The sequence below is a fragment of the Streptomyces herbicida genome (assembly GCF_032656585.1).
In the GTDB taxonomy this organism is placed as follows: Bacteria; Actinomycetota; Actinomycetes; order Streptomycetales; family Streptomycetaceae; genus Streptomyces; species Streptomyces herbicida.
The window spans coordinates 25,498-49,693 of the sequence record NZ_JAUYWJ010000022.1; the positions used below are offsets into that span (position 1 = coordinate 25,498).

Sequence of the window (24,196 nt, forward strand, 5' to 3'; positions counted from 1 at the left end):
CCGAGCCGAGATGACCATGCGCTTCGCCATCTCGGACCACAACACCGGCTTCGTCGACCGGTCCACCATGGACTGCAAACACAACCGGTACCCAGCTCCACCATGCCCCGACGCACCGTCAGACACCACACACCCAACAACGTGACAACGTCGTCCTGCCGGCAGCGGTTCGGCAAGGGTGATCTCGGGCATGTTCGTGCCTCCGCGTGATCCGGGAATTGCGGTCGTAGAAGGAACGCGGGGTGTGATCTCGTAGCCCAGCATTGCGCTGCGTTTTACCTCGGCTCTGCGCTGACCGACAACCAGATCCGCTCCGCCAGGATCCCCGCCGCCTCGTCGAGGTCGACGTCGTGGATGCCGGAGAGCCAGCGGCGGGCCATGGCGACGACCGGGCCCAGCACGAGGGACTCGATGAGGGGCTGGGAGAGCGGGGCCAACTCGCCTGATTCCACGCGGGGTTGGATCCAGCGGGCGAGGGCCGACAACCTCGCCCGCTGGGCGTCGCGCTGCTCTTGGCCGCTCCGCGTCGGCTGGCGGTCGCCGTATGGGGAGTGCACGAGCCGCGCGGCGTCCGGGTGTTCCCGGACGAACGCGAAATAGGCGCGTACGACGGCCTCGATGCCGTCACGCGAGGTCGGCGCGGCCTCGAGTGCGGTGAGCAACTCGTCGAGCAGCCTGCCCACCCAGCGCCGCTCCGCCGCGATGACCAGGCCGTCGATGCTGCCGAAGTGGTGATAGAGGCTGCCCAGGCTGACTCCGCTGGCCTTGGTTACGGCGCTGACGGTGAGGCCCTGTTCGCCCGACTCCGCGTAGACGCGCAGCACGGCGTCGAGGAGGCGGTCCACGGTCGCCTCGCCGCGTTGCTGCTTGGGAGTCATGTGGTGCCGCCGATTCCGTTGGTTCCGTTTAGAGAGATCTAGAGTGTTTTTCTAGAAAGTTCTTCCAATTCTACTGCCCGCTGGCCCAGACTTGCCTGTGCGGGACGCGAGTGGCCGCCCGGCCGTGGGGGGAGCGGGCGGACACTCGTCCGCTCCCGCGACGGCCGCGAACGGGGAGACGGGGACGACGTGTCAGAGCTGCGCGGAAGCGGTGCCGAGCCGCTGGAGGACGAGGATCCGCGGTGGATCGGGGGCATCCCCCTGATCGGCCGGCTCGGGGCGGGCGGCATGGGTCGCGTGTATCTCGGCGTCCACGAAGGCCGTTACGCCGCCGTCAAGCAGGTGCTGTCCTCCGTCGTCGCCGAGGACAAGGCCTTCCTGCGCCGCTTCGGGCACGAACTGGACAACCTCGCCAAGCTGCCCGCGCGAGCCACCGCGCCACTGCTTGTCAGCGACCGCACCGCACAGCCGCCGTGGTTCGCCACCGCGTACGTGCCCGGACTCACCCTGCGCGAAGCGGTCGAGCTGAACGGCGCTCCGCTGCCCGCCGACGCGCTGTGGCTGCTGCTGCGGGAGGCGGCCTCGGGACTGGCGGAGGTGCACGCGCTGGACATGGTGCACCGCGACGTCAAGCCGTCCAACGTCATGCTGACCCTCGACGGCGTCACCGTCATCGACTTCGGCGTCGCCAAGGCCGCGGAACAGAGCCAGCTGACCCTGTCCGGCATGGTGGTGGGCACGCCCGCCTACATGTCACCCGAACAGGCCGCGGGGGCAAGGAAGTTGACCGGGGCCGTCGACGTGTTCGCCCTCGGCTCGGTGCTCGCGTACGCGTCCTGCGGGCGCCCGCCCTTCGGCGACGAGTCCGGGCACGGGGTGCTGTACCGCATCGTCCACGAGGAGCCCGACCTCGACCCGGTGCGCCAACTGGCCCCGGAATTCGCCGAGGTCGTCGCGGCTTGCCTCGCCAAGGACCCCGGCGCCCGCCCGACCGCCGCCGAACTCGTCGAACTCGCGGAACAGCACGGGCCGTTCACCGCCCCCCTGTGGCCGGAGGCCATCACCGAGCGACTGTCCGAACGGGCCGCCTTCGCCGCGACACCAGTCCCGGAGATCGAGGAGCCGTCCGTCCCTGTCCCGACCCTGCCGTCCCCCGAGCCGGAGTCAAAGGCGAAGCCCGAGCCGAAGCCGGAGTCCACGCCCCGCCCTGAGCCGCGCGAGCGCCGCCGCCGTACCCGGATCCTGTTCGCCGCCGTCCCCATCGTGGTCGTGGTCACCGGTACGACCCTTGCGATCCAGCTCCTGCCGAACACCTCCGCACCACAGGCCGACACCCGCGCCACGCCGTCGGTCACGGTCTCGGCGTTGCCCCCCACCCAGTCCGCCTCGGGCACGGAGACTCCGCGGAAGTCCCCGTCGGGCAAGGGCAACGGCAAGGGCACGAGCGGCGCGCAGACGAACAGCGGGAGCTTGGGCACCGGCACCGGTACGGGCACGGACGCGAAGCACGGCTCTCGCGGCTCCGGCACCTCGGACGGCTCGGGCGGACGCAGCGGCTCAGGCGGCTCGGGCGGTTCCGGTAGTACGTCGACGGGCGCACCGGGCGAGGACGCCACGGCGGGCAGCTACTTCCACCTCGTGAACGGGGACAACGGCAGCTGCCTGACCCTGACGGCCTACGGCAACGGGCTGATCCACGGGAGCTGCACGGACGACGCGAACAGCTCCTGGGCCTTCCTGAGCACGTCGGACGGCTCGTTCAAGGTCGTCAACCAGGGCAGCAGCCAATGCCTGGTCACCCCCGCCTTCGGCAACGACGCCTCGGTCGGCTCGTGTGAGGCATACGGCCAGTCCTCGATGTTCTGGACCAGGGGCTCCGGCGCGACCCTGCGCAGCGTGCAGAGCGGCCAGTGTCTCGATCTGGCCTCGGGCAGCAGCGTGACGGCGTACGACTGCGCGTCCGGGAAGGCGTCCCAGCGCTGGACGAAGAAGTAGCCGTCCGAACCCGTTCGTGAGCATCCGGGCCGGTTCACGCCGGAACCCTGGGCCGGCTCAAGCCGGAGCACGCTCCCGCGCCTTCCCCCGCTGGGACCACCCAAGACCGGACGCGGGGGCCACCTTCGGGCCGTTGATGCCAGGTGTTGCTGTCGTGGGGGTCGGATAGGTTGCCCGGATGAGACGGACCCGGGTCGGGGGGTGTTCTTGGAGACTTTCCCCTTCGCCTGCGGCCTGGTCGAGGACCAGGAGGACTCAGGCCGAGCCGAATCCTGACCAGGCAGAGGTGCCCGGCTGCAGGCTGTGGGTCTCGCTGCGGCGGATCGGTTCGACGGTCGTGCTCGCCCTGGTGGTCCAGGACCGACAGCAGGTCGCCCTCGGCGAGCGTGGAGCCGCGACGGCACTTCCTCGGCATCCCGCCCGAAACCGCCGACCACGAGCCTCGGCACACCACCCGTGGCAACGCCCCGCCCCTGGCACTCGAACTGCCAAGGGCGGGAGAAGCCGGGCGGTTGGACCTTGCCAACCCGCTCGGGCAATGGGCTCTTTGCCGGGCGACCCGGCTACCACGGCGTCGGTCAGGGCCCGGTGGATGACGGCGGTGACGAACCGCGGAACCGGGTAATCGCCGACTTGGCGGAACTCGGAAACCGCGGCCAGGAACGGCGTCCGTAGCCCGGCAGTCGGGTCGATCAGCTCGGGCATCCCATCATCCTGTCGCCCCTCGGGTCCTGGCCCCGGCTTTTCGGCGGACCGTCAGGTCCGCACAGAAGGCCTGCCGCGGCCGCACGCCTGCACGCGCGGTTTCGCTCCCTTACGCCACTGTGTGCGGCACCCATACGGCGGCGTGGAAGGGGCCGTTGGCAGTGGACGGGTCAGCGGGCGGAAGTGCTGCGCTGCCTGCGAGGACGCCGTGGCGGTTGACCTGTGTCGCGGAGGAGTTGAGGCCGCCGAGGGAGGCCAGGTAGGTGAAGTCGCCGTTGTCGACGCGGGCGACGAAGGCGAACGAGTTGGGGGCGAAGTTGTCACCGACGATGACGTTCCCGGCGATCTGCTTGACCTCGGTGACACCACGCCCGGTGCCGATCATGGCACTCGTGTGTGTCGTGAGGTCGAACGAGCTGGAGAGCAGGCCGTCGCTGCCGACCACAGTGCTCCCGCTGATCAGCTGCGCGGTCAGGAGGTGGGACCCCAGGTCCGTGCGGATGCCGGTGCGGAGGTCGTAGGCGTATCCGGTGAGGCGGTTGTCGGCCGTTCGAGACTGACCGACCACGGTTGAACCGCTGATGTCGTTGGCTGTGCTGGAGCTTCCGCCGAGGGTGCCGAGATCGGTCATCGTCCGGGTGCGCAGGTTGTACGCGAACCCGTGCTTTGTGGTGGCAGGCGTTTTCGGCAGGGAGGAGCTGCCCACGACGATCGCCCCGCTGACGGCCGCCGCGGTGCTGTCGCCCGACGGGCCGGCGAGGCTGCCGAGGTCGGTCATCGTCCGGGTGCGCAGGCTGTACGCGAACGCGTGGGTGACCACGTCGCCGGACAGCGACGACGTCCCCACCACGGTGTCGCCGTTGAGGCCGGTGATGTGCGTTCTGCTGCCGCCGAGAGTGCCGATGTCGACGAGCCGGCGGGTCCGGAGGTTGTAGGCGAATCCATGAGTCGGGCCGTCGGTGGAGAGGTCTGACTCCCCGACGACGTAATGCCCCTCCACGCCGGTCGCCCGGCTGGAGTCCCCCAGCGTGCCGAGATCGGTCATGGTGTGGCTGCGAAGGTCGTATGCGAAGGCGTGTTCGGTGGCGTCGCCGCTCGTCAGTGAGCTCCCGACGACCGTGTTGCCGTCGATGGCGGTCGCCTTGCTGCGGGTACCGCCCAGGGTGCCGAGGTCCTGCACGGTGTATTTCACGGACCTCGCCGCCGACTCGGCCGACGACGTGTCAGCCCCGTACGCCGGACCGGCCCCCACGGCGAGCAGGCCCGCGCCCACCAGAATCCAGGCACGTAAACGTATGCGCATGATGCCCCCTGAAACGATCGATCGAAGCGAGTACGGTTCGGCAGACCGCTGTGCCCTCCCCAGGCACGGGCCGACCGGATGTTGCACGGCCTTCACTTGTACATCAGCTGCGATCGGCCAGGCAGTGGGCGTTCGGCCACAAATAAGACGTTCGTGACTGCCGCCATGACACGGGACGCTGAACCTCGCGCTTTCACGGGCTGGGCTGCCCAGGTCGTGATCAAAGAAGCGAGGAGTGCCGCTGACCCGGGACGATGGGGTGGTCCCCGCCGACGCTCACTGCGGCGGGTGGGTTCCTTCTGGCGCTGTCGGTGAGCAGGTCCTTCCGCCGCTCGGCGCGGCTGGCCGTGCTGGAGGGGGAGTCCGGCACCGCCTTGCACACCACTGCTACGACGAGTTCACCGGTCTCATCAGCGACAGCCGGACTCTCGTGGTCGCCCACTTCGACCAGGAGAGGACCGGCTGCCACCGGATGACTGCCTTCGACCTGCTGACCGGGAACCGGCTGTGGCGCCGCTGCCTCGGGGTGGCGACCCTGGTAGCCCCCGGCCCACCGAGGGCGGCGGACCTGGGCTGGTCTTCGCGCTCACCGACAGGAGCAGCCGGCTGCACCGGCTGTCTCCGGTGACCGGTGAGAAGCTCGACACGGCCCGGTACCGCTGGGGCTTCCATGGGTGTTTCCTGGAGGTCGCCGAGTTCGGGGAGACGGTGTGGCTCGGCCACCGGAGCGGCTTCCTGGTCCGCCGGATGCGGCCTTTCGGGGATCCCGACCGGCCCGAGGTGCACGGGCTGCCGCGCCGCCCGGCCGATCGGGACGGGGCCTTCGCCGTGGCGGACAACTGGCTGTACGCGCAGGGCAACGCGGGATGGCTGCAGACGGCGCACACCGGTGAGGGCCGGGCCCACCGGCTGCGGGTGGATGGCCACCGGGTCCCCGGCATGAGCCAGACGGTGCGCACGAGCCTCACCACGGCGGGCGAGCGCGTCTACGCCGAGTTTCCGCACCGGCAGCACGGGGCTCCTGCGCGTGGAGGGGGAGACGGGGGCGGCCCTGGACCCCGGCTGAGCGGGACTCGGCCCAGCGTCACGACCGGTACCGGACTGCCGGACCTCGAGGCCGCGTTGAAGCCAGGACAAGTGCTCAGCAGAGTGCCACGCAGGCGGCCCAGAGGGACTGCCCATCACGCCTTCTGGTGCACGCAGGCCAAGGACTACCCGCACACAAGGGATGCCCTTGATCGGCTCGCTTTGCAGCAGACTCATCCCCACGGCTGCTGGTCGAGTGCGCCTTGGTCGGAGCACAGGATCAGCCGCAGGCCACCTTCTCGTCCGGCGAATTCCCATCCGGGTGATCACGTCGGCCGACGTTCGAGGCCAACCATGCGGAACAGCTTGAGCGTCTTCTACCGACGACGTCCAGCTCTGAGTCCGCAACGAGTGGACCAGCTGCCAGCCGGTGTCAGCCGCTCTCCGCAGGGCTTCACAACGACGAGCCTGCCGCCCTCGAACCCGATTCGATCACCAGCGGTGAGCAAGAGCGGGCGCGCCAACTCGAAGGCGTAGCCGTTGTCGGCCTCGAGGTCCTCCACCAGCACCGACCGCGAGATCGGCGTGGCTCCGTCAGCTATCAGGCGCATGCCGAGATGGTTCCACGCACTCTGGCCTACCGCGGCCCAATACCGTCATTGACTGCCCAGCAGTACTCCCACGGCGCCATGATCAAGACAAGCCCTAACGGGGTCCTATGAACAGCTCCACCACAGCGACGGTCTTCGCCTCTCCCGGGCAATGCAGCCCGCCGGGCGCCATAGCCGACAGCGCGGGCGGGGTGCCGACAGCGACTGCTTCTCAGTCACACCAGAGGGCACGGCCAGCCGCGGTGACGGCGTCGGGCACCGGAATGCTAGTCATTGGGCAGCAGGCGGAAGTCTTCGAATTGGAAGCCTGGCGAGACCACACAGCTCACCAGCACCTCTTCGTCACTCGCTGGGCTGGCGGCCTGCCAGCACCCCGCCGGGACCAGAACCTGCGGGTGCTGGCCATTCGCGATGTCAGGGCCCAGGATCACGGTCGAAGGATGCTCGTTCGGCTTCTCCCCTGTGCCTCCCAACCGGAGATGCAGCGGACCTCCGCGGTGCCACAGCCACAGCTCCGGCGAGCGCACCACGTGCCAGCGGGACTCCTCGTCGGGAGGCAACAGGAAGTAGATGGCCGTGCAGATGGGCCGACTGCCGGGGTAGTTCTCCGGGTGAACGATGGTCTCACTGCGCCAGGTCTCCTTGTACCAGCCGCCTTCCGGGTGTGCCGTCATATCGAGCAGTCGAGCCGTCTCGGGCGGATGGTGGCTGGTCACTGGGTGTTTCCCTTCTCCTGAGCTGCTTTCTTATTCGTCAGTTCGACAACCTGACGCGACTGCACCAAGCATGCCCGCAGTGAACGCGGGCCGTCCGGCGCGAGACGTGGCCACCGGGTGGTTCGTCGGGTTCGGCCGAGAGCATGTCCGTTGTGTTCCCAGCCGTTCAAGGCGGGGAACACGGGCCTAATGCGTTGGGTGGCGGCGTCCGCTGAGCGCGTGGCTCAATTGGCGATCGTGCCGGGGTTACAACCCAGTTCGCCAGGCGCCCCCATCTGGATGAAGTTGTGCACAAGGGCCCATGCGCGATCGACATTCAACACGAAGTCGCCACTGAACGCAGCCAGGTCATCCATGAGGGGGACCTCGACGACGGCGTTCGCCAGCAGGGGAAACTCACTGCCTGGCAGCCGGACTTCAAGGTACCCCTGGCCACGGGAGCGCAGTTCCTTGAAGTGATCCGCTAGTTCCCTGACGTCCGAACATCTCTCGACTGCAGAGAACCGTCCCGATTCCAGTGCCGTCGCCGCCCATGTCACGCTCATCCCTGCACCGCCGACGTGCATCCCGCTCCCTGGCCATTCCTTGAGGACTCCAAGAATGTCCTGATCGGGGCAAGCGTCGGTAGCGGATCAGGGCACTGCCCAAGCCGACGAAGGCCAGGAAGTGCTCGGCCTTGCGCGCGTAGCGGCGATGTAGCCGGCGGCAGCCGTTCAGCCAGGGCAATGTTCGCTTGACGACCCAGCGGTTGCCGAGGCGACTGGACGTTTCGACGCCTCGGCGGGCGATACGCGGCACGATCTGCCGGCGTCGCAGCCAGTTGCGCAGGTGGTCGAAGTCGTAGCCCTTGTCCGCGTGCAGTTTGGCCGGGCGGCGGCGCCTTGGCCCGTCGCGGGAGCGGATCATGGATCTTCGACCCGAGCTTGCCGCGATCGGTCGGATTCGGGCCGGTTCAAGGGCCCCCTTTGACCGCCCGGACACTGACAGAGTCGATCGCACACCGTGACCAGTCCCACCGCGGCCGCCGTCTTTGCTGCCACCGCACTACGCCGCAGCGGAGACATGCGACTCGCCCCGACCAAGACGAGATCTCTACGGGCAGTCATAGCCCTGCTCCGCACGGTGGCCTGGATCGTCGGCACATGGCTCCCTTGGCAGAAGCAGGTATTCACCGCGACAGCCACGGACGGAACCACCAGTCGCTCACATGCGGGCCGTGCTGCTCCCTCCCCACGAACCTGCGCACTGGGCCGCGCAGGCCATCGTCACGTCCGTAATCATTGCCGCCGTCTGTCTCACAGCTGCTTGCCTGCGCTCTGCCTGCACCGCTTCAGGGATCCTGCTTGCCGCCTGCATCTTCTCCGCCAGCGACGTAATGGGGGTGTTGCGTAGCAAGCCCTGCACCCTCGCAGAGATTGCACCCGGCCTCGGGACGACCGAAACTCGACTGAAACAGGCAAACGCAGTCGTCGTACTGCACCACCTGCCTGCGGTATGTATCACCGCGGCCGCCTCACTGGGATACATGCGTCGCCACGGGAGATCCGGCCCGGCCCCGCCACGACATCACGCAGGCAGACCAGGGTCTGGAACACCACGCCATTCGACATCGACGACCCCATCGCCACATCCCGGCGGATCTGGCACACGGCCAGGCGACGCTGAACGCCCCCGGCTACCGACGAAGTCTTGGGGGTGTCAGGGGCGCAGGCCTTGGACGCCGCGGGGGGCGCCGAGGCCGGTGGGGCCGTCGTAGCCGGGGCGGGCGACGCAGAGGTAGGCGGGGGCGCAGCTTCCGTTGAATCCCGAGACCACGTCGTAGAACGCCCGGGGGCGGACGTAGGGGTAGGAGTTGGGCCGGTCGGTGGGGCCGGGTGTGCCGGCGATGGCGTACATGGCGGCGATCAGCGGGCTGGACTCGCTGGTGCCGCCTCCCACCCCCCATCCGCCCGTGAAGAATGAGTCGTAGATCGCCAGCCCGGTGTTGGGGTCGCTGTCCGCGGAGATGTCGACGGTGGTGCGGCGTGGGCAGCCCGGGTCGTGCTGGAACGACGGTTTGGGCTCGTAGAGGGAACAGGCCGAGCCGCCTTCGGACCACGCGGTCTCGGACCAGCGGTGGCCGTGCTGTGTCGGGATCCGGTGCAGGGTGGTGCCTCCGGCGGCCGTGACGTAGCGGGAGGCGGCGGGCCAGAACTGGTCGGGGTAGCCGCTGTCGCCGCTGGCGGCTACGAAGGCGATGCCCGGGGGGAAGTGGGCGTCGCCGATGGTCGTCTCGGCGGGTTGCTCTGGGGCGGCCCAGCTCATGGAGACGAATTTCGCTCCCTGCGCCACGGCTTGGTCGACCGCCGGGAGCAGGCTGGAGGCAATGAGGTTGTTGTTGGCTTCGACGAGCAGGAGTTTGCATTCGGGGCAGGCTGCACTCACGGCGTCGAGGTCCAAGGAGGTCTCCAGCGCCCAGTTGGGGAAGGTGGGTGGGGATGGTGGGGGTGGTGTGGTGCCGCCGTTCTGGTTGATTTTGCGGAAGCAGCCGTTGGCGGTGGTGCATGGTGGCAGGTGGAAGGTGCGGCGGTAGAGCGCCAGGTCGCTTTCGGCGTTGGGGTTGTCGAAGGCGTTGACGATGGCGACGGTGCGTCCGTCGCCGCCGTGGCGGGGCAGGTCGTAGGCGCTTTGGATGTCTTTGGGGTGGTAGCCGGGGATCTGGCTTTCGTCCTTCGCGTAGTGCAGCGGGGGCATGTCGGTGCGTAGCAGGGCCAGACAGGAGGCCTGATCGGGACCGGGTGAGGGTGCGCACACGCGCTTGTAGTTCGGCTCCCTTCGTCCGCGATCGCCTGTCGGTCCGGGGGCCTGTGGCTGTCGGCCTTGGTGGTCCGGGATGCGGGCCTGGGCACCCTCGGGAACGGCTGCCAGGCTCAGGACCAGGAGCACTGCTCCCAGGAGCAACCGCACAATGTGCACAGGCCGCATGACGCTCCTTCATCGCTTTGAATACGCGGGTTGATGCGTTCAGGCGTCGGCCATGGCGCCCGGTTCGGTTTCCCCGCACGGGCCGCCCGGCCGATGTGGGCGACATCATCCGCATCGCGGATGGCGGGCAGCTCTGTCCGCCACGAGTGGACGCGTCGGATGCAGCAGCGCCCTCACCTTTCCGGCCTACTCGCGGTAGCTCGTGCGGGGGGTCGACTACTGCGATCCCCGGTTCGGGGCGACAGACACTGAGGTTTGACGGACAGTCAGGTAGCAATGCGCCTGCGGCTCTCGGGCCCTGGCGGGCTGCTGGTGCAGTGCGGTGTTCTGGCCGGGCCCGCCGGCGGGCGTGGAGAGGTCAGCCGGTGCAGCCGGGGACGGGGTCTGGTCCGGCGCAGTTGTCCGGGTGGTTCTTGCGTACTGTGGAGTGGTCCAGCGTCACCGTGCCGCCGCCGGTGTTGTAGATACCGCCGCCACTGCCCGGACCGCCGTTCGCGCTGTTGCGCTCCACCGTGGAGCTCTTCAGCGTTGTCGTCCCGGTGTTGTTGTAGATGCCGCCGCCCCAGATGTTGGCAGTGTTGTTGCGCACCTTGGAGTGGTCCAGCGTGAGCGTGCCGCTGTTGTCGATGCCGCCGCCGGTGCCCGAGGCGATGTTGCGCTCCAGTGTGGAACGGACCAGCTTCAATCTGCCGCCGCCGGTGCTGCGGATGCCGCCGCCGAAATTGGCAGCGTTGCTGCTCACTGTGGAGTCGTACAGTGTCACCGTGCCCTCGTTCTCAACACCGCCACCGTCGTTGTCGCCGTCGTTGTCACGCACCGCGGAACTCCTCAGCGTCACCGTGCCACCAGTGAGGTTGTAGATGCCGCCGCCGACGCCGGCGGTATTGTTGGTCACCGTGGAGTGGTCCAGCGTCACCGTGCCGCCGGTACCGTTGTAGATGCCACCGCCGAAGTAGCCGGCGCTGCTGTTGCGTACCGTGGAGTCGGTCAGCGCCACCTCGCCGCCGCCGTTGTCGATGCCGCCGCCGAGGAAGCCGTTGCCGTTGGTGATGGTCAGCTTGTCCAGCCGTACCTGGACGGCTGTTGTGACCGTCACGGTGGAGTCAGCCTGGTTGCCGTCCAGGACCGCGTCTTTCAGTCCCGTCATGGTCAGGTCCTTGCTGATGGTGAAGTTGCCTACGCAGGTTCCCGCCACCCGCAGGGTTGCCCCTGAGGGGGCCGCGTCGATTGCGTCCTGCAGGTTCTGGGTGCGGCAGTGCACCACGGTGTCCTGGGCGGCCCCGGCCGGGCCCGCCCCGACCAGGCAGCCTGCCCCCGCCATCATCATCATCACCGTCGCCGCCGGCACCCGCCGACGCCACATTGCCCGGGCCGCTCGCATGCGCATTCAGCTCCTCTGTCTCTGTGGCACGGCAGGGCCGGCGGCCCTGCCGTGCTGTCGCGCTTGGGTGAGGGCGGCGTAGGCGCCCACGCGTGGAACAAGGGATGCCCCCGTGGGCGGTCGGCGGGGCGGAGCCGCGCTGTAGGCGGCCCGTGCGTCCCCCGAACGGCCGGGGCCGATGACCGGTGTGGTCCACAGCCTTCCGCCCTGGACCACGTATGGGGAGTCGGGGGGCCGCCGCCATCGCCGCAGCCGACGTCGTTGCTCGCTTCGGCCGTGCTTCCTCATTGAGAGTCGCTGTCGGCCCGGTGGCCGGCGTTGTGGGGGCCGGACCGTCGGGTGGAGGAGTGGTGGGGGAGTTGTCCCACGTGGTCAACGCGTGTAGCGCGCCGTGGTGGGGGCGTGCGCGGTGCACGCGCGACGGTGAGTGGTCATGGTCGGTCGGTGTCGGGTGGTGTCGAGGGACCTCGGAAGGCCCGGACACGGCGCGCAAGGCCGCTGTCACTCGCTCCCACGGTCCACCTGGTGGTGGCTTCGGGTGATCAGCCACGTTCCGCCAACTATCAACAGGGCGAAGATCGCCAGACCCGCGCCCTGCGCGGCCAGGAGCCACAAGCGGTCGGTCAGGGAAAGTTTGCCGGTCAACGTGATCTGGAGAGATCCGACGGCAAAGGCGATCGCGGCCGTGAATACTGCGACGACTTCGACGGCGCGGACCGAAGAGGTGTGCAGCGAGCGCTCCAACTGTGCGTTGGCTTCTGCCTGTTGGTCCCAGCGACGCTGCTGCTCTTCATGCCGGCGGGCTCGTAGGCGCCCTTCCTGGATCGCGTCTCGTTTGGTCAGGTACTGGTTCTGCAGGACGTTGAGGCTGGCGGTGGGGCTTGCCGCGAGCAGGGCGAGGGCGGTATCGATGCTGTCCAGCGCCTCGTCATGCCGTCCGCACAGGTGCAGTCCGGCGGCCAGCCGGTAGTGGAAGGTGTGGTTGTCGGGATGCGCTTGCACTGCCTCCTCCGCGTGCGTGCGCAGTAGTTCTCCCTGACCGTCGAAGGGTGGGGCGAACATGAGCCCGTTGAGGCAGACGTCCACGGTGTTGCGAGTCCGGTTGGGGGCGGACCAGGCCTGTTTCAGCAGCGCGGTCGCGTAGGCAATGGTCAGTGTCCGGCTGCCGAACGCGGCGAACGACTGGAGCGCGATGAAGGCTGGTTCCTGTCGAAAGGAGCCGGCTGTCACGGGCGAGGGCACAGATGCGAGGAAGGCGTGCAGTTCGTCGAAGCAGAAGTTTCCTCGCAGCTTGCCCGCGTGGAAGAGGGTGAGGAAGTAGGCGATGTGCTCCGCATCGGCTCTGGTGCTTGCCTCTCCCAGCGCATTTGCCAACTCTTCTGCGGACTCCAGGTTCCCGCGGTTGATGAACCCGTTGCCGAGGGCCCACTGCTCCGCAACCTCCCCCCACTTCTCAACCGTCACGTGGTCCGATATCCATGCGGCGCACTCAATCGCCGTCTGAGCACTGGGTCGTTCCAGAAACCGTTGGCGCCAGTATCGGTCGGCGCACATGAAATAGGGGTCGAAACGCAGATCGTCGGAGCGTACCTCGAACGCAGGTGGAGTACCGGTCGCCAGGCATTCCGCGGCCACCTCGTCGCAGACACGGTCTCGCGTTCTGACATCGGCGATACCAGCTGCGCCCAGACGTGCCGTGACAGTGGCCGTGTCCATGCGTCTCCTCGTGCTCCGCGATGTCGCTCAATGATCGCTTCGAACATACAAGCAGGAACACGGAGTTGAGGATCGATGCGGCGGCACGACAGGTCGACGCCGCTCCGCCGGCAGCGTGCTGCGGTCGCTCCCCCCGGTGAGGTTCTACGAGGTGTCATGCCGTCCGCGGAGGCCGACCCGGCCCAGCGTCCCGCGACTGTGGTGGCCGCCAGGCCCTGCCGCACTTGGTGGGAGGTCACCGGCAAGACGGTGGCGGTGAGGCGGCCGGCCTGGAACGAAGGATCGGTGGTGAAGCCGAACTTGCCTGTCGACCACTACCTCCACAAGGGCGTGCGTGTGGCGACAGGTAGCAGGAGCCCGGATTTTCGGCTGTCGTGCAGAGCATGTGGAGGTCGCGCAGGAAGCGCCTCATGGCGATGATTGAGGCGGTTTCGTTTGAGTCCGCAGGCATTCTCCAGGGGTTCCGTCGGTCCTCGTGGAGGAGCAACCTCGCGGCCTGCTCGGCTTCGGCTGCCGGGGTTCTCATGATCCAAGGCAGGCCGCATTCGGTCACTTTGGGGCGTACGTCGTCGCTGAGTATCTTCCACTCAGACATGAGGCGCACGTGCCGTGTCCGCCCCCGTCCCCACTGTCGGCCGTCACGCGACAGCGCTGCCCAGTTGGTCGGCCCGTGCCGGCTCCGGAGTCCTGGCTCGGACACCAGCCGCAAGGTATCCGGTGGGTAGCTTTCACGTCGTCAGACGGCCCGTTCCGAGCATCGGGGTGTCTGGTTGGGCTGATCTGGACCGACCTCCCCAACTGCCGGGCTGCGCAGAGCGCTTGGGAGGTGCAGCCCGCTTCCTGCCTCAGCGACGCCGACCGAGCACTGCCGAAATGGCCGGACGGGATGGTGCCCACGCATCGCGGACTGGGTCCACCGGGTTGAGACAGGCTCTGGGCACAGACGGTCATGGAAGTCTGCGCCCAGAGCAGGCGGTCAAGGAAGCCTGCGGCGCAGCACCCAGAACGCGGCGGCCAGCGCGGCGGCAGCCAGGGCCAGGACGATGCCCGTCTCGACCAGTTGGATGGGCCAGTAGTGCGAGGTCGGGTGGATCTTCGCGTAGAAGTCGACTGCCCCGTGATCCGACAGGCACGTACCAAGGTCGCCGGGTACGGCCTGGTTGGTGCAGTCGAGACCGCTGACGTGCTCCCCGGACTTCATTATCATCCCGAGCTCGAGCTGATCGACATGGTTGAGGGTGGCGTCCCACGGGCCTCGCACCTCGCTCGCCGGCCAGAGAGAGGACCGGACCGCGTCGCCCAGGTGGTATGCCGACCCGATGCCGACCACGGCCAAGCCCATCGCAGGGAGGGTGCGTCGCGTGAGGAACGCCGCCGGCGCACCGAGCGCCAGTCCGAGCAGAACGTACGCCGGGCCCACTGATCCTGCGGCATGGAAGTATTCGCTGTTCCACCGGTTGATCCCGCCGTCGGGACCGGACACCCATACCCACCGGAACATCAGGGTCAGCGCCGCCGTACCACCGAGGAGTGCCACCGCCGGGACAGCCAGCTTCGCGGCGAGCCAGCGGACTGGAGACACGGACTGGGCCCACGCCAAGGTGACGGTACCGTGTTCCAGTTCCCGGCCGATCAGCGCAGCGCCTGCGCAAGCGGCGAGGAAGCACGGCAGCCAGGCGAGGAGCTGGGCGGAGTAGAGTTCGGAACTCCCATAGCGCATCTCTGTGGCGCACTGCAGCATCCCCGTGCCGTCACAGGCCCCGCTGTACGGAGCAGTCTCCTGCCCCAGCTCATAGAGCCGGATCAGCCCGCCGGCCCCGGCGATGACCATCACCGCCCAGACCCACAGCGGCACCCGGTGCAGCCGCAGCACCGCCCAGGTCAGGCCGCGGCGCGGGGAGTGCGAGAGAGTGGTCATGCGACAGCCTCCTGGCTCGGTGCGGGCGAGGCGCTCCGGGTGAACAGGGCGGGAGCGCCGGGGTTGTGCAGATGGGCCAGGATCAGCTCCCGCACGGAGGGCTGCTCGACCAGCCACGAGGCTGCGTCGACTGGACCCTGCGGGCGCACCAGCGCGGTGTGGCCGCGGCCGGTCGCGCCGGACTCCACGGCGGTGGCCGGCGCGAAGTCGCGCGAGGTGCTGGTGAGGCGGGCGTGCGCCGTCGGTACGTCCTCGCTCTCCCCGGCGAGCCTGATCTGCCCGCGACCGAGCAGCAGGAGGTAGTCGCAGGCGCCCTGCAGTTCGGCAAGGACATGGGAGGACATGAGGATGCTGGTGCCGTGCTCGACGGCGACGGCCAGCAGGGCGCCCACCAGCTGGTGGCGAGGGACGGTGATCCAGGTCCGCCACCGGTTTGTCCGGCAGCAGTTCGGTGCGTTTGCCGAAGGCCGGCGCGAGGGCGACTCGGGTGCGCTGGCCCCCGGAGAGGGTGCGGATTCTGGCCTTCGGATCCAGACCGGCGCCGTACGCGGCGCGTTCCGCGGCCTCTTGGTCCCAGCGCCCCGGGTTGAGCTCGGCGCCCAGCCGGAGCGGGGCCGCCACGGTGAGCTGCGGATCCAGGGGACGAGTCTGCGCCACGTAGCCGATCCGCGGCCGGGACTCGGCCGGGCCGGCACCGAGCACCCGCAGCCTCCCCTGCGCCGGGCGGAGCATTCCAGCTACCAGTGCCGGCAGCGTGGACTTGCCGGTGCCGCTCGGGCCGCCCAGTGCGCATATCCGACCGGCGGGCAGCCGGAAGGAGCAGTCCCGCAGGACCGGATGGCGGCGGCCGCAGCGCATCACGAGCCCGCGCGCCTCAAGCGCAGCTGGTTCGTTGCTCATTGCTCTCCCTTGGTGAACTCCTGCTCCAGCGCGGAGCTGAACAGTGCGGCGACGTCCTCGCGAGCGAGCCCCGCCGTGCGGGCTCGCTTCATCCAGTCGGCCGGCTCATCGGCGAGCGGCGACTGAGTCGCTGCCGCCCCCAGCGACTTCTGCACAAATGTGCCGAGGCCGCGTCGTGCCTCCACCGGGCCCTCGCGCTCCAGCTCGCGAGAGGCCTTGAGCGCGGTGTTCGGGTTGATGGCAGGTGCCTCGACAATCTCGTGGGCGGTGGGCAGCCGGTCGCCCGGTTCGAGCAAGCCCAGCCGCAATGCCCCGCCTCGCCTGCTGGACGATCTGCAGGTAGGTGGCTGCGCCGGTCCCCGGTCGATCCGGTATTCGATCATCATAACCATCTTTCACTAATCAAGTAGTGAAAGCATGGTGGGGCGTCGGGTCCACGTCAAGCCAGTGGGCATTCCAACAAGGCCGAGACCGTCCCCCGTCAGCCGAAGCAGACCAAGGTCACGAAGCCCTGATCGCTATCTTGCGGCTGGTGTCTGAGCCAGGGCTCCAGGGCTGTGTCAACCGGCTGCTTTCCGGCGGGGACACCGCATGGGACGCCGCCGGGGAGACAAACGGACTCGAGGCCGCCGACGCACACGCACGTCGTATCGCAAGCACAACGAGCCCGCCCCGGTGAGCGACGCGGCTGCGTCGCGGCGTGCGCGTTCCGCCCGCGGGGTACTCGGCGGACCGACAGCGGTGGACTGCATCGCGACACCTGTGGAAAGGGGGCACGACATGGTGCAGCATGTCCGCGACATCATGACCGGCACGCCGGCGTCCGTGGAGACCGGAGCACTGGTCACCGATGTGGCGCGGCTGATGCGTGACCAGAACATCGGCATCGTCCTGGTCACGGAAGAGGACCACCTGCGCGGGCTGGTGAGCGACCGGGACCTGGTGGTGCGCGGCCTCGCGCAGGGAATGGATCCTGAGCAGATGACCGTGGCCGACGTGTGCAGCGAGGAACTGGTCACCATCGCCCCGGACGAGGACCTCGACCGCGCCATCGCGTTGATGCGGGAGCACTCCGTTCGCCGTCTCCCGGTCGTCGAAGGTGACGAGCCGGTCGGCGTCATCTCGCTCGGCGACCTGGCGGTCGAGCGCGACCGGGGATCGGCGCTCGGCGACATCAGCGCGGCCGGGCCGAACACGTAACGCGCTCAGGAAAGAGGCGAACCTGGGAAGGCCGAAGGTGCGGGTGCCACCGGGCCTTCGGTCCTTTCGCGCGCAGCGGTCGCGCCCGCCGGTCAAGGCCGGTGACCTGGCGCAGGCGAGGCTGTCACGATGGGCGCGGACGACCACACCGGGAGGTCCGGCGCACCGACCGGCTTCCTGCACGATTCCGTCCCCGCCCGCGAGATGCTGCCGACTGCCGGTCGGGCTGGGGCCGGCGGCCGCACCAGACGCTCAGGCGGCCCGTGTTCGCTGCGGAGACGGCCCGGCCGCCGACCGACCGCGCGAGTCGGAGGCCCCGCGGAAGGTCAGCTTCAGATGGCGGCGGGCGTGCGCGTGCCGCGGGACGCGGGAGCCCGTGTTCAGCCAGTCCTCGACACGGGACATCACCAGCAACAGCAGGCTCAGCACGGGCAGTACCAAGACCGCTACGACGATCACAACGTAGCGTCCTTTCCTCGACACCAGTGCTGACCGGGTGCCCAGCCCGCGGGGCGCGTCAACCGTGGTGTGTGTGGATGCGGTGAAGGCTGATGCGGCGTCGGCGACCCGGCCGGGCTCGTCCTCGAGGCGCGTCAGCGGTCATCGTCGGCGCCGGAGCGTCCCGGTCGCGTCGTGCTGGGGCCGGGTGCCGGCGTACACGTGAACTGCAGAGGCCCACACAGCCTGCACTGGCCGGGCCGGGTCACGGCGGCGTCCCGCTGCGCTCGTCGAGACCCTGCGGGTGCCCGGACGAATCGTTACAGCAGATCCACGGCACGTATCCGAGTGTCACAGCACGGCGAAGGGCGGCCCGCAGGGTGGCCGACAGGGTGACCGTGGTGCTCGTTCGTAACCGACGGCCGTCCAGCACCGGATCGCAGCCAAAGGGCGGCGCAACCTCAGCCCCGCCGGCCCTTGGCTTGTTCGGCCTTCACGTCGGCCGCGTACCGGTCCACGTACTCCTGGCCGGAAAGCCGAAAGATCGCGTACATGATCTCGTCGGTGACGGCCCGCAGCACCGCCTTGTGGTCCGCCATCCCCGTAAAGCGCGAGAAGTCCAGCGGTTCCCCGAAATGGATCGCGGCCGGCCGGATCCTGGGCAGGACACGCCCTGGGGGCCGGATCTCGAAGGTCCCCACCATCGCGCACGGAATCACCGGAACCTGCGCGGCCAGCGCCATCACTGCCACCCCGACCTTGCCCTTGTACAGTCGGCCGTCGGGGGAACGGGTGCCCTCCGGATAGATCGCGAGCAGCTCTCCCTGCGCCAGTACCCCCAGCCCCTCCCGGATGGCCGCCTGCCCTGCGGCCCTGCCTGATCTGTCGATCGAAATCTGGTCGGCAGCGCGGAGAACGAGCGCGGTCAGTCGGCCCGTGATACCCGGCGCCGTGAAGTACTCCGCCTTGGCCAGGAACGTGATGCGCCGTTTCAGGACCGCGGGCATGAGGAGGGGGTCCGCGAAGGACAGGTGATTGCTGGCAACGATCGCTGCGCCGCTGGCCGGAACACGCTCGAGCCCCTCGGCCCGCGGCCGGAACAGCAGCCGAAGCAACGGCCCCAGAAGGATGTACTTGAGCACGTAATAGAACATGGGCGGCTCCCAACTGCCGATCGGGCCCGTTCCTCGCGAGGTCAGTCACAGCGGGGCCGGGCACACTCGCGCTCGCGCGAGCGCATCGGTTGTTCCGTGTGACAGCGCTGATCGAGTCCGTGCACCGGATGGCTGGGGATCGGGAGTGGGCACCCGTGGGTGTCGACTCCTGCTGGGTGTCGGCTCCTGCCTGGGCGACGCCGGCCAGGGGACCTGACGCGCGCGCAGGTCGGCACGGATGCGCCGGGCGAGCATTGTGGTGTAGTGGTTCAGCAAGACGCCGATGGCCGCGCCGAATCTGTGCAGCGAGGAGCTGGTCACCGCCGCCCCGGACGAGGACCTCGACCGAACTGTCGCGTTGCTGCGGGAGCACTCCGTTCGCCGTCTCCCGGTTGTCGAGGGTGACGAGCCGGTCGGCGTCATCTCGCTCGGCGACCTGGCGGTCGAGCGCGACCGGGGATCGGAGCTTGACGACATCAGCGCGGCCGGGCCGAACACGTAACGCGCTCAGGAAGAGGTGAGAGACGGGAAAGGCCGAAGGGGCGGTGTCACGGCGCCCTCGGCTCTTTTCGCGCGCACCGCAGCGGCGGGCCGTGCCGCCCGGATGCTGTGCGGTGGCATCACCGGAGGAGGTGTCGGTGGGAGCGCCGGGACCAGCGTCTGCCGAACAGGGCCAGGTCCGCCACGAAGACCACGATGCCGATGATCAGGAGGTAGGTCAGTCCCTCGGCCACCGTGCCGATGAGTCCCAGGACGACGGCCACGAGGATCAGGAACAGGAAAAGCGCCATGGTGAGCACGTCCTTGGGTGGTGAGCACATCCTTGGGCCTGTGCTGCGGGCGATGCGCCCGCGCGGTGACCAGCGATGGGTCGCGCTTCGACACTCTGGCGACGGACGCTGCTCAGCGGCGTGCGAGGCGACGCCCGCGTCCGGCTCCCGGCTCGTAAGGGCTTTCGTAGTGTTTGAAGACCTCTTCTTCCCGCTCGACCGGCAGGACGTCGTCCATGCCCATGGACGGCGCCTTCTTGACCAGTCCTCTCGAGTGCGCGACCTTCACGTATCCGGGGCCAAGGGTTGCCTCGTCGAGGGGCACGAAGACGAGTCGGTGCCGGGTCGGAAGTCCGGTACGGACGGTGGCCATGGTCGGCGCGTCGGTGGTCGTGTCCACGTAGACCGCTTCCAGGGCTCCGATCTTGCGGCCCTTGGGATCGATCACGTCCCGGTTGCGCCACTCGCGGATATCGGCTGAATGGATCATCCTGGCTCCTTGCGGCTCACGCCTCCCGCAGCACCGCAGGTAGGGGAGTGGCTGCGGGGGGTCTGCCACCCCTCCACGTTACTCTGACCGAAGGTCAGCTGGGCACTTGACCTGGTCTCTTCCGGCCCGCCAAGGGCCGAGCGGCTCTGGCGGGACCCCCGGCCCGGCATGGCCCCGGCGATCGGATGGTCGCCGCGGGGCCGTTTCACGGTGGCGTCCCGCGGCCGCCGGCCTCTTCCTCGGGCACGGGGTGTTCTGGTTGCGGGGGACCGGAGGGCGTATCTGCGGCGCGGAGGGCGGCGACGGCTGCGGCCACGTACTGCTGGTCTTCCTCGGGGAGCGGCTTGCCCTGAACCGTGGTGAGCAGTTTCTCCGCGACGTGGACGAGTTTGGTGTTGGTGTTCTGGGAGATGGTGACCAGCACCTGCCAGGCATCTTCGGCGGTGAGGCTGAACGTGGCCATCAGGATCCCTGTGGCCTGATCGATGACGGGGCGCGTCTGCATCGCCCGGCGCAGTTGGACGACCTCGGTGCGCAGGTTCTCGTCCTCGCTCAGGGCATCCTCCTGACGTTCTGCGCTCGCTTCGGGGCCGCAGCTGGACAGGCCTGCCGAACAGCGCTGAAGCGTGAACAGGGGCCACGTGCCCGTCACGCTCAGCAGACGCTGCACCAGGGGGCTGGCGGCCCGGATGGTCACGGTCTTGCCGGCCGCCAGCGCGCGGCGCCGGGCAGTGAGAAAACAGTTCAGTCCGCACGCGTCACAGAACGCTGTGCCGCTCAGGTCGAGATCGATCCCGTACCTGCTCTGCCCGACGGCCGCCCGCAGCACGGTCTGCACAGTCTTCTCCGTGCTGATGTCGAGTTCGCCGCGGATCGTCACGAGCAGGCGCCCGCCGCGGGACGAGACCCCGATCAGGAGAGCCCGCGGGGCTGCTTGCGCCGCGTCGTGACTGATCGGTGATCTGCTCATGATCTCCGCCTCCCCGGCCTGCTGGCCGGGAAGCCTCTGCTCCCGCATGGCCGCCTCTTCCGTTGGCGTCCACTTCCTTCCGCATCCAGGTTGTGCCCGCCAGCCGTGGCCTGTCAAGGAATACAGGAAATCTGTTTCGGTCTTTTGGATACCTGAACGGTTCGGCACTACCCTGGCTGTATGGGAGAAGTACCCGAGCCACACACGGGGTGGACGTTCCTCACCAACCACGCCCGGGTGCTCGCCGCCATCGCGAGCAACCAGCGCACCCGCGTCCGCGACATCGCCGCACACTGCCGCCTCACCGAACGCGCCGTCCAGAAGATCATTTCTGACCTGGAGACGGCCGGTTACCTCACCCACCGGCGTGAGGGACGGTCCAACGCCTACCGCATCCAGCCGGGAAACCCCCTGCGCCACCCGGCCGAAGCGGCCCTGACCGTTTCGGATCTGCTCTCCCTCCTGGTCCAGCACGACACTGAGCACGCCGACCAGGCCAAGAGAACCCGATGACAGCCTGATCCGTTGCGACGGAGCTGCCGTACGCGCCAGGCACCCGGCCGGTGACGGGAATGCGTCCACGCGTCATGCCGAGCCTTAGGGCAGGAAGCGCCACGAAGCCGCTGGGCGCCGAGTTTGATGTGCCGCTGCTCTGGGCCCTTGCTGTCACCGCCGACCGGGATTGTCCGATCTGTCGGCCTGGGTACGGCGCGGGCGCAGATTCTCGTCGTTGGTGGCGGGTTCGGGCAGGACCCCCTAACTGTGCGGTACGGGGAGGAGGTGAACGCATGAGCGACACCGAACAGGCACCCCAGGAACCCGAGCCGACTCCACCTGCGAGCGAAGAGCCTGCGGCCGAGGCCGAGGAGGCAGAGGCTGCGACTGGCGAGAGCGCAGAGTTCGAGGCGGCTGCGGCTGAGGGCGCAGCGCCCCCAGACGAAGCGAGTGAAGCGAGTGCCGAGGAAACCGAGGTTGCCACGGCCGAGGGTGAGGAGCCGTCCGAGAACGAGTGAGGGTAGCCGCATCCTGGTAAAGCGATCACCATCACGGGCATCAACGAACGGTGCCCTGTTCCGTAGGGCCGGAGGACAATGTTCATGCCGCTGTCGGTGGTGATCGGTAGTTGCTGCCAGGCGAGGCTTCGAGTTCCAGGGCGCGGAGCGCATCCTGCTCCCGGCGGTGATGGGGACAGCGGAGCCCGCCCCGCGGTGCGTGGACGCCTCAACTGTGTCCGCCCATCACGATCTTCCACACTCGGGTCGCCACCTGGAGGTTGAGCCGGTCCTCGACGTTCGCGAGGTCGTTGCCGCTGATGTCGCGGATGCGCTGGAGCCGGTAGCGCAGCGTGCTGCGGTGGATCGCGAGGGATTCGGCGGTCTCGTCGTAGTTGCCGCCGCAGTCGAAGTACCGGGACAGGGTCTCCACCATGGTCGCGTGGTGCCGGGAGTCGTAGTCGATGAGCTGCCCGAGCCACTCGTGGACGAACGTCTCCAGTTCCCGGTAATCGTTGCCAGGTCCCAGGATGCGGTAGAGGCCGAGCTCGTCGAAGAACGTCGTGCCGTAGCGCTCGCGGGAGTGGCGGCGCACTTCCAGGGCGCGCTGCGCCTCCTGGTAGCGGTGGGGGATGTCGTTCAGGGAGTCGCAACGGGCGCTCACCCCGATCGTGGCGGACCGTGTCCTGGTCTCCCGGGCGAGCGCCTCGTACAGCGCGCGGGCGTGCGGCCTGTCGTCGGCGATAAGGACGACGTGGTCGGAACGTCGGGTCATCAGCGAGCGCATGCCCACGCCAGAGGCCGCCCGGCCCACGGTCTGCGCGAAGGAATCGTCCGCAGTCCGGTCCGACCGCTGCACCACGACGACGTAGTGACTGCGGTGCAGGTCGTGTCCGACTGCCTCGGACCGGGCATAGGCGCTCGCCTCGTCCGCCCCTGCCAGGAGGTCGTCGGCCAGCTCGCGGTGCAGCCTCAGCTCCACTTCGGCCAGATCGCGCAGGTGCGCCAGTTCCAGGGCGAGTGACGTGGCGGCGTGTTCCAGGGCTAGCACGGTGTGCTCGTCGGCCTCGTTCCGGGCATCGACCAGGGCCAGCACGCCCAGGATCTCGCCGTGCGGGCGGACCAGGGTGATCAGCCGGTCCTTTATCCGCACCGGCCCGACCTCTCGGGCGACGGCGTGCAGCATTTCGTCCTGGCGCACGGGATCCGGTTCCGGATAGGGGTCGGGGCGGCTGGGCCCGGTCCAGGACCTCAGCCGACCGAAGCGGTCCTCGACCAGTGCGGAGAGTCCAGTGAGCCCGTGCAGTGCGCGGGTGACGGCTTCCTCGCCGCCGCCCGAGGCAGCGACGTCGGCCATGAGCGCGTGAACGGCCCGCTGGTACCCCAGCTCAGCCGCGACCGAGATCAGCTGCCGCTGGAGGGCTGTGCGTTCCTGCCTCAGCCGGTGCAGTTCCAGCGCGTCCTCGCGTTGGCGGCGGTGTGCGAAGGCGACTGACAGGGCAGCGGCGGTGTGCCGGACGAGCGTGACGAGCAGGGAGTACTCGGCCTCGGTGGGCAGGGAGCGGGACGTCACCACGAGGTAGCCGTGGAGCCTCTCATGTCCGCGTAGCCCCAGGGCTCGGCCCCAGGGCCGGCCGGGTACGGTCACAGGGCCGTCTTGCCCGGCCAGCTCCCGTATCCTGCAGTCCACGTCCGGGGCATGAATCTCCCCGTTCCTCGGGCTGGGGACCAGGTTGCCGTCCACCTTGAGGTATCCGGCCTCGGCGCTGTATGGCCCTGCGGCGGCTACGTGGCCCATGGCCAAGCGCAGGATCTCGCCTTCATCCGGGGTGTCGAACAGGGCGCGGGAGAGCGCCATCAGTTCGTGGGGGGCATGGTCGGCTGGGGTTGGAGCGGGTGGGCGAGGCTCTTTCCGTGCGGCCCTGGGGGGCGGCCCGGCGCTGCCCCGCGGAAGGCTGCCCTCCCGGTCGGAGCGTCGGCTGTACGGGTTGTGCGCCCGGCTGCTGACCATGGGATCACTCCGTTCTCTCCAACCCTACAAGGGAGGCGAGCGGTGTTTCGGGTACCCG

At 68.8% G+C, this 24,196-nt stretch carries 19 protein-coding genes and 3 pseudogenes; 5 read left to right on the forward strand and 17 right to left on the reverse strand.

Features of this window, described 5'->3' with window-relative positions; genetic code table 11:
* Window positions 1–275 precede the first annotated feature (275 nt).
* Entirely contained in the window at window positions 276–878 is a 603-nt protein-coding gene (locus tag Q8A52_RS36270; RefSeq protein ID WP_316759419.1) for a TetR/AcrR family transcriptional regulator, read from the reverse strand.
* Window positions 879–1,067: 189 nt separating this feature from the next.
* Here Q8A52_RS36270 and Q8A52_RS36275 point away from each other — a divergent pair, with 189 nt between their 5' ends.
* Window positions 1,068–2,873 (forward strand): protein kinase domain-containing protein, encoded by a 1,806-nt coding sequence (locus Q8A52_RS36275; protein WP_316759422.1) that lies wholly within the window; start codon window positions 1,068–1,070, stop codon window positions 2,871–2,873.
* Between the two features lie 814 nt (window positions 2,874–3,687).
* Here Q8A52_RS36275 and Q8A52_RS36280 read toward each other — a convergent pair.
* The 10 genes and pseudogenes from Q8A52_RS36280 to Q8A52_RS36325 all read right to left on the reverse strand — a co-directional run bounded on the left by Q8A52_RS36280 (window position 3,688) and on the right by Q8A52_RS36325 (window position 16,496).
* Window positions 3,688–4,881 carry a hypothetical protein gene (locus Q8A52_RS36280; protein ID WP_316759427.1) on the reverse strand — a complete coding sequence of 398 codons (1,194 nt, stop codon included), beginning with the start codon at window positions 4,879–4,881 and terminating at the stop codon, window positions 3,688–3,690.
* A 1,903-nt stretch (window positions 4,882–6,784) separates the two neighbouring features.
* Complete coding sequence (locus Q8A52_RS36285; protein WP_316759431.1) at window positions 6,785–7,234, reverse strand: cupin domain-containing protein; 450 nt, start codon at window positions 7,232–7,234, stop codon at window positions 6,785–6,787.
* Window positions 7,235–7,458: 224 nt separating this feature from the next.
* Entirely contained in the window at window positions 7,459–7,800 is a 342-nt protein-coding gene (locus Q8A52_RS36290) for a hypothetical protein (RefSeq protein WP_316759435.1), read from the reverse strand.
* A 64-nt stretch (window positions 7,801–7,864) separates the two neighbouring features.
* A pseudogene (locus Q8A52_RS36295) lies at window positions 7,865–8,246 on the reverse strand (IS5/IS1182 family transposase); the annotation flags it as partial.
* A 686-nt stretch (window positions 8,247–8,932) separates the two neighbouring features.
* On the reverse strand, window positions 8,933–10,027 hold the full coding sequence (locus Q8A52_RS36300) for a S53 family peptidase (protein WP_316759437.1): 1,095 nt from the start codon (window positions 10,025–10,027) through the stop codon (window positions 8,933–8,935).
* A 529-nt stretch (window positions 10,028–10,556) separates the two neighbouring features.
* Window positions 10,557–11,585, reverse strand: coding sequence for a hypothetical protein (locus Q8A52_RS36305; protein WP_316759439.1), 1,029 nt, complete (start codon window positions 11,583–11,585; stop codon window positions 10,557–10,559).
* Between the two features lie 495 nt (window positions 11,586–12,080).
* Window positions 12,081–13,295, reverse strand: a complete 1,215-nt coding sequence (locus tag Q8A52_RS36310; protein WP_316759440.1) for a hypothetical protein — start codon at window positions 13,293–13,295, stop codon at window positions 12,081–12,083.
* 976 nt (window positions 13,296–14,271) lie between these two features.
* Window positions 14,272–15,213 (reverse strand): DUF2339 domain-containing protein, encoded by a 942-nt coding sequence (locus Q8A52_RS36315; RefSeq protein WP_316759441.1) that lies wholly within the window; start codon window positions 15,211–15,213, stop codon window positions 14,272–14,274.
* Window positions 15,210–16,113 (reverse strand): annotated as a pseudogene (locus tag Q8A52_RS36320) (ATP-binding cassette domain-containing protein). The gene Q8A52_RS36315 and the pseudogene Q8A52_RS36320 overlap by 4 nt, the downstream one beginning before the upstream one ends.
* Window positions 16,110–16,496: pseudogene (locus Q8A52_RS36325) on the reverse strand (GntR family transcriptional regulator). The pseudogenes Q8A52_RS36320 and Q8A52_RS36325 overlap by 4 nt, the downstream one beginning before the upstream one ends.
* 397 nt (window positions 16,497–16,893) lie before the next feature.
* On the opposite strand from Q8A52_RS36325, the gene Q8A52_RS36330 reads away from it, so the two are divergent.
* On the forward strand, window positions 16,894–17,313 hold the full coding sequence (locus Q8A52_RS36330; RefSeq protein ID WP_316759442.1) for a CBS domain-containing protein: 420 nt from the start codon (window positions 16,894–16,896) through the stop codon (window positions 17,311–17,313).
* A gap of 252 nt (window positions 17,314–17,565) precedes the next feature.
* On the opposite strand, the gene Q8A52_RS36335 is transcribed toward Q8A52_RS36330, so the two are convergent.
* Together Q8A52_RS36335 and Q8A52_RS36340 are read right to left on the reverse strand one after the other, a co-directional pair.
* The gene (locus tag Q8A52_RS36335; protein WP_316759444.1) at window positions 17,566–17,772 is read right to left on the reverse strand and encodes a hypothetical protein; all 207 of its coding nucleotides are present in this window, start codon (window positions 17,770–17,772) and stop codon (window positions 17,566–17,568) included.
* Window positions 17,773–18,212: 440 nt separating this feature from the next.
* Window positions 18,213–18,905 (reverse strand): lysophospholipid acyltransferase family protein, encoded by a 693-nt coding sequence (locus Q8A52_RS36340; RefSeq protein ID WP_316759446.1) that lies wholly within the window; start codon window positions 18,903–18,905, stop codon window positions 18,213–18,215.
* A gap of 283 nt (window positions 18,906–19,188) precedes the next feature.
* On the opposite strand from Q8A52_RS36340, the gene Q8A52_RS36350 reads away from it, so the two are divergent.
* Window positions 19,189–19,407, forward strand: coding sequence for a CBS domain-containing protein (locus Q8A52_RS36350; protein WP_316759448.1), 219 nt, complete (start codon window positions 19,189–19,191; stop codon window positions 19,405–19,407).
* A gap of 118 nt (window positions 19,408–19,525) precedes the next feature.
* Here the strand turns inward: Q8A52_RS36350 and Q8A52_RS36355 are convergent, their stop codons facing one another.
* The 3 genes from Q8A52_RS36355 to Q8A52_RS36365 form a co-directional block, all read right to left on the reverse strand.
* Window positions 19,526–19,696: a hypothetical protein gene (locus Q8A52_RS36355; protein ID WP_316759450.1), complete on the reverse strand. Its 171-nt coding sequence runs from the start codon at window positions 19,694–19,696 to the stop codon at window positions 19,526–19,528.
* A gap of 112 nt (window positions 19,697–19,808) precedes the next feature.
* The gene (locus Q8A52_RS36360) at window positions 19,809–20,165 is read right to left on the reverse strand and encodes a PRC-barrel domain-containing protein (RefSeq protein WP_316759451.1); all 357 of its coding nucleotides are present in this window, start codon (window positions 20,163–20,165) and stop codon (window positions 19,809–19,811) included.
* 205 nt (window positions 20,166–20,370) lie between these two features.
* Window positions 20,371–21,303, reverse strand: a complete 933-nt coding sequence (locus Q8A52_RS36365) for an ANTAR domain-containing protein (protein ID WP_316759452.1) — start codon at window positions 21,301–21,303, stop codon at window positions 20,371–20,373.
* 12 nt (window positions 21,304–21,315) lie between these two features.
* On the opposite strand from Q8A52_RS36365, the gene Q8A52_RS36370 reads away from it, so the two are divergent.
* Together Q8A52_RS36370 and Q8A52_RS36375 are read left to right on the forward strand one after the other, a co-directional pair.
* Entirely contained in the window at window positions 21,316–21,648 is a 333-nt protein-coding gene (locus tag Q8A52_RS36370) for a helix-turn-helix transcriptional regulator (RefSeq protein WP_316759453.1), read from the forward strand.
* Window positions 21,649–21,923: 275 nt separating this feature from the next.
* On the forward strand, window positions 21,924–22,148 hold the full coding sequence (locus Q8A52_RS36375; protein ID WP_316759455.1) for a hypothetical protein: 225 nt from the start codon (window positions 21,924–21,926) through the stop codon (window positions 22,146–22,148).
* Window positions 22,149–22,356: 208 nt separating this feature from the next.
* Here the strand turns inward: Q8A52_RS36375 and Q8A52_RS36380 are convergent, their stop codons facing one another.
* The gene (locus Q8A52_RS36380; RefSeq protein WP_316759456.1) at window positions 22,357–24,138 is read right to left on the reverse strand and encodes a PucR family transcriptional regulator; all 1,782 of its coding nucleotides are present in this window, start codon (window positions 24,136–24,138) and stop codon (window positions 22,357–22,359) included.
* Between the last annotated feature and the right edge of the window lie 58 nt (window positions 24,139–24,196).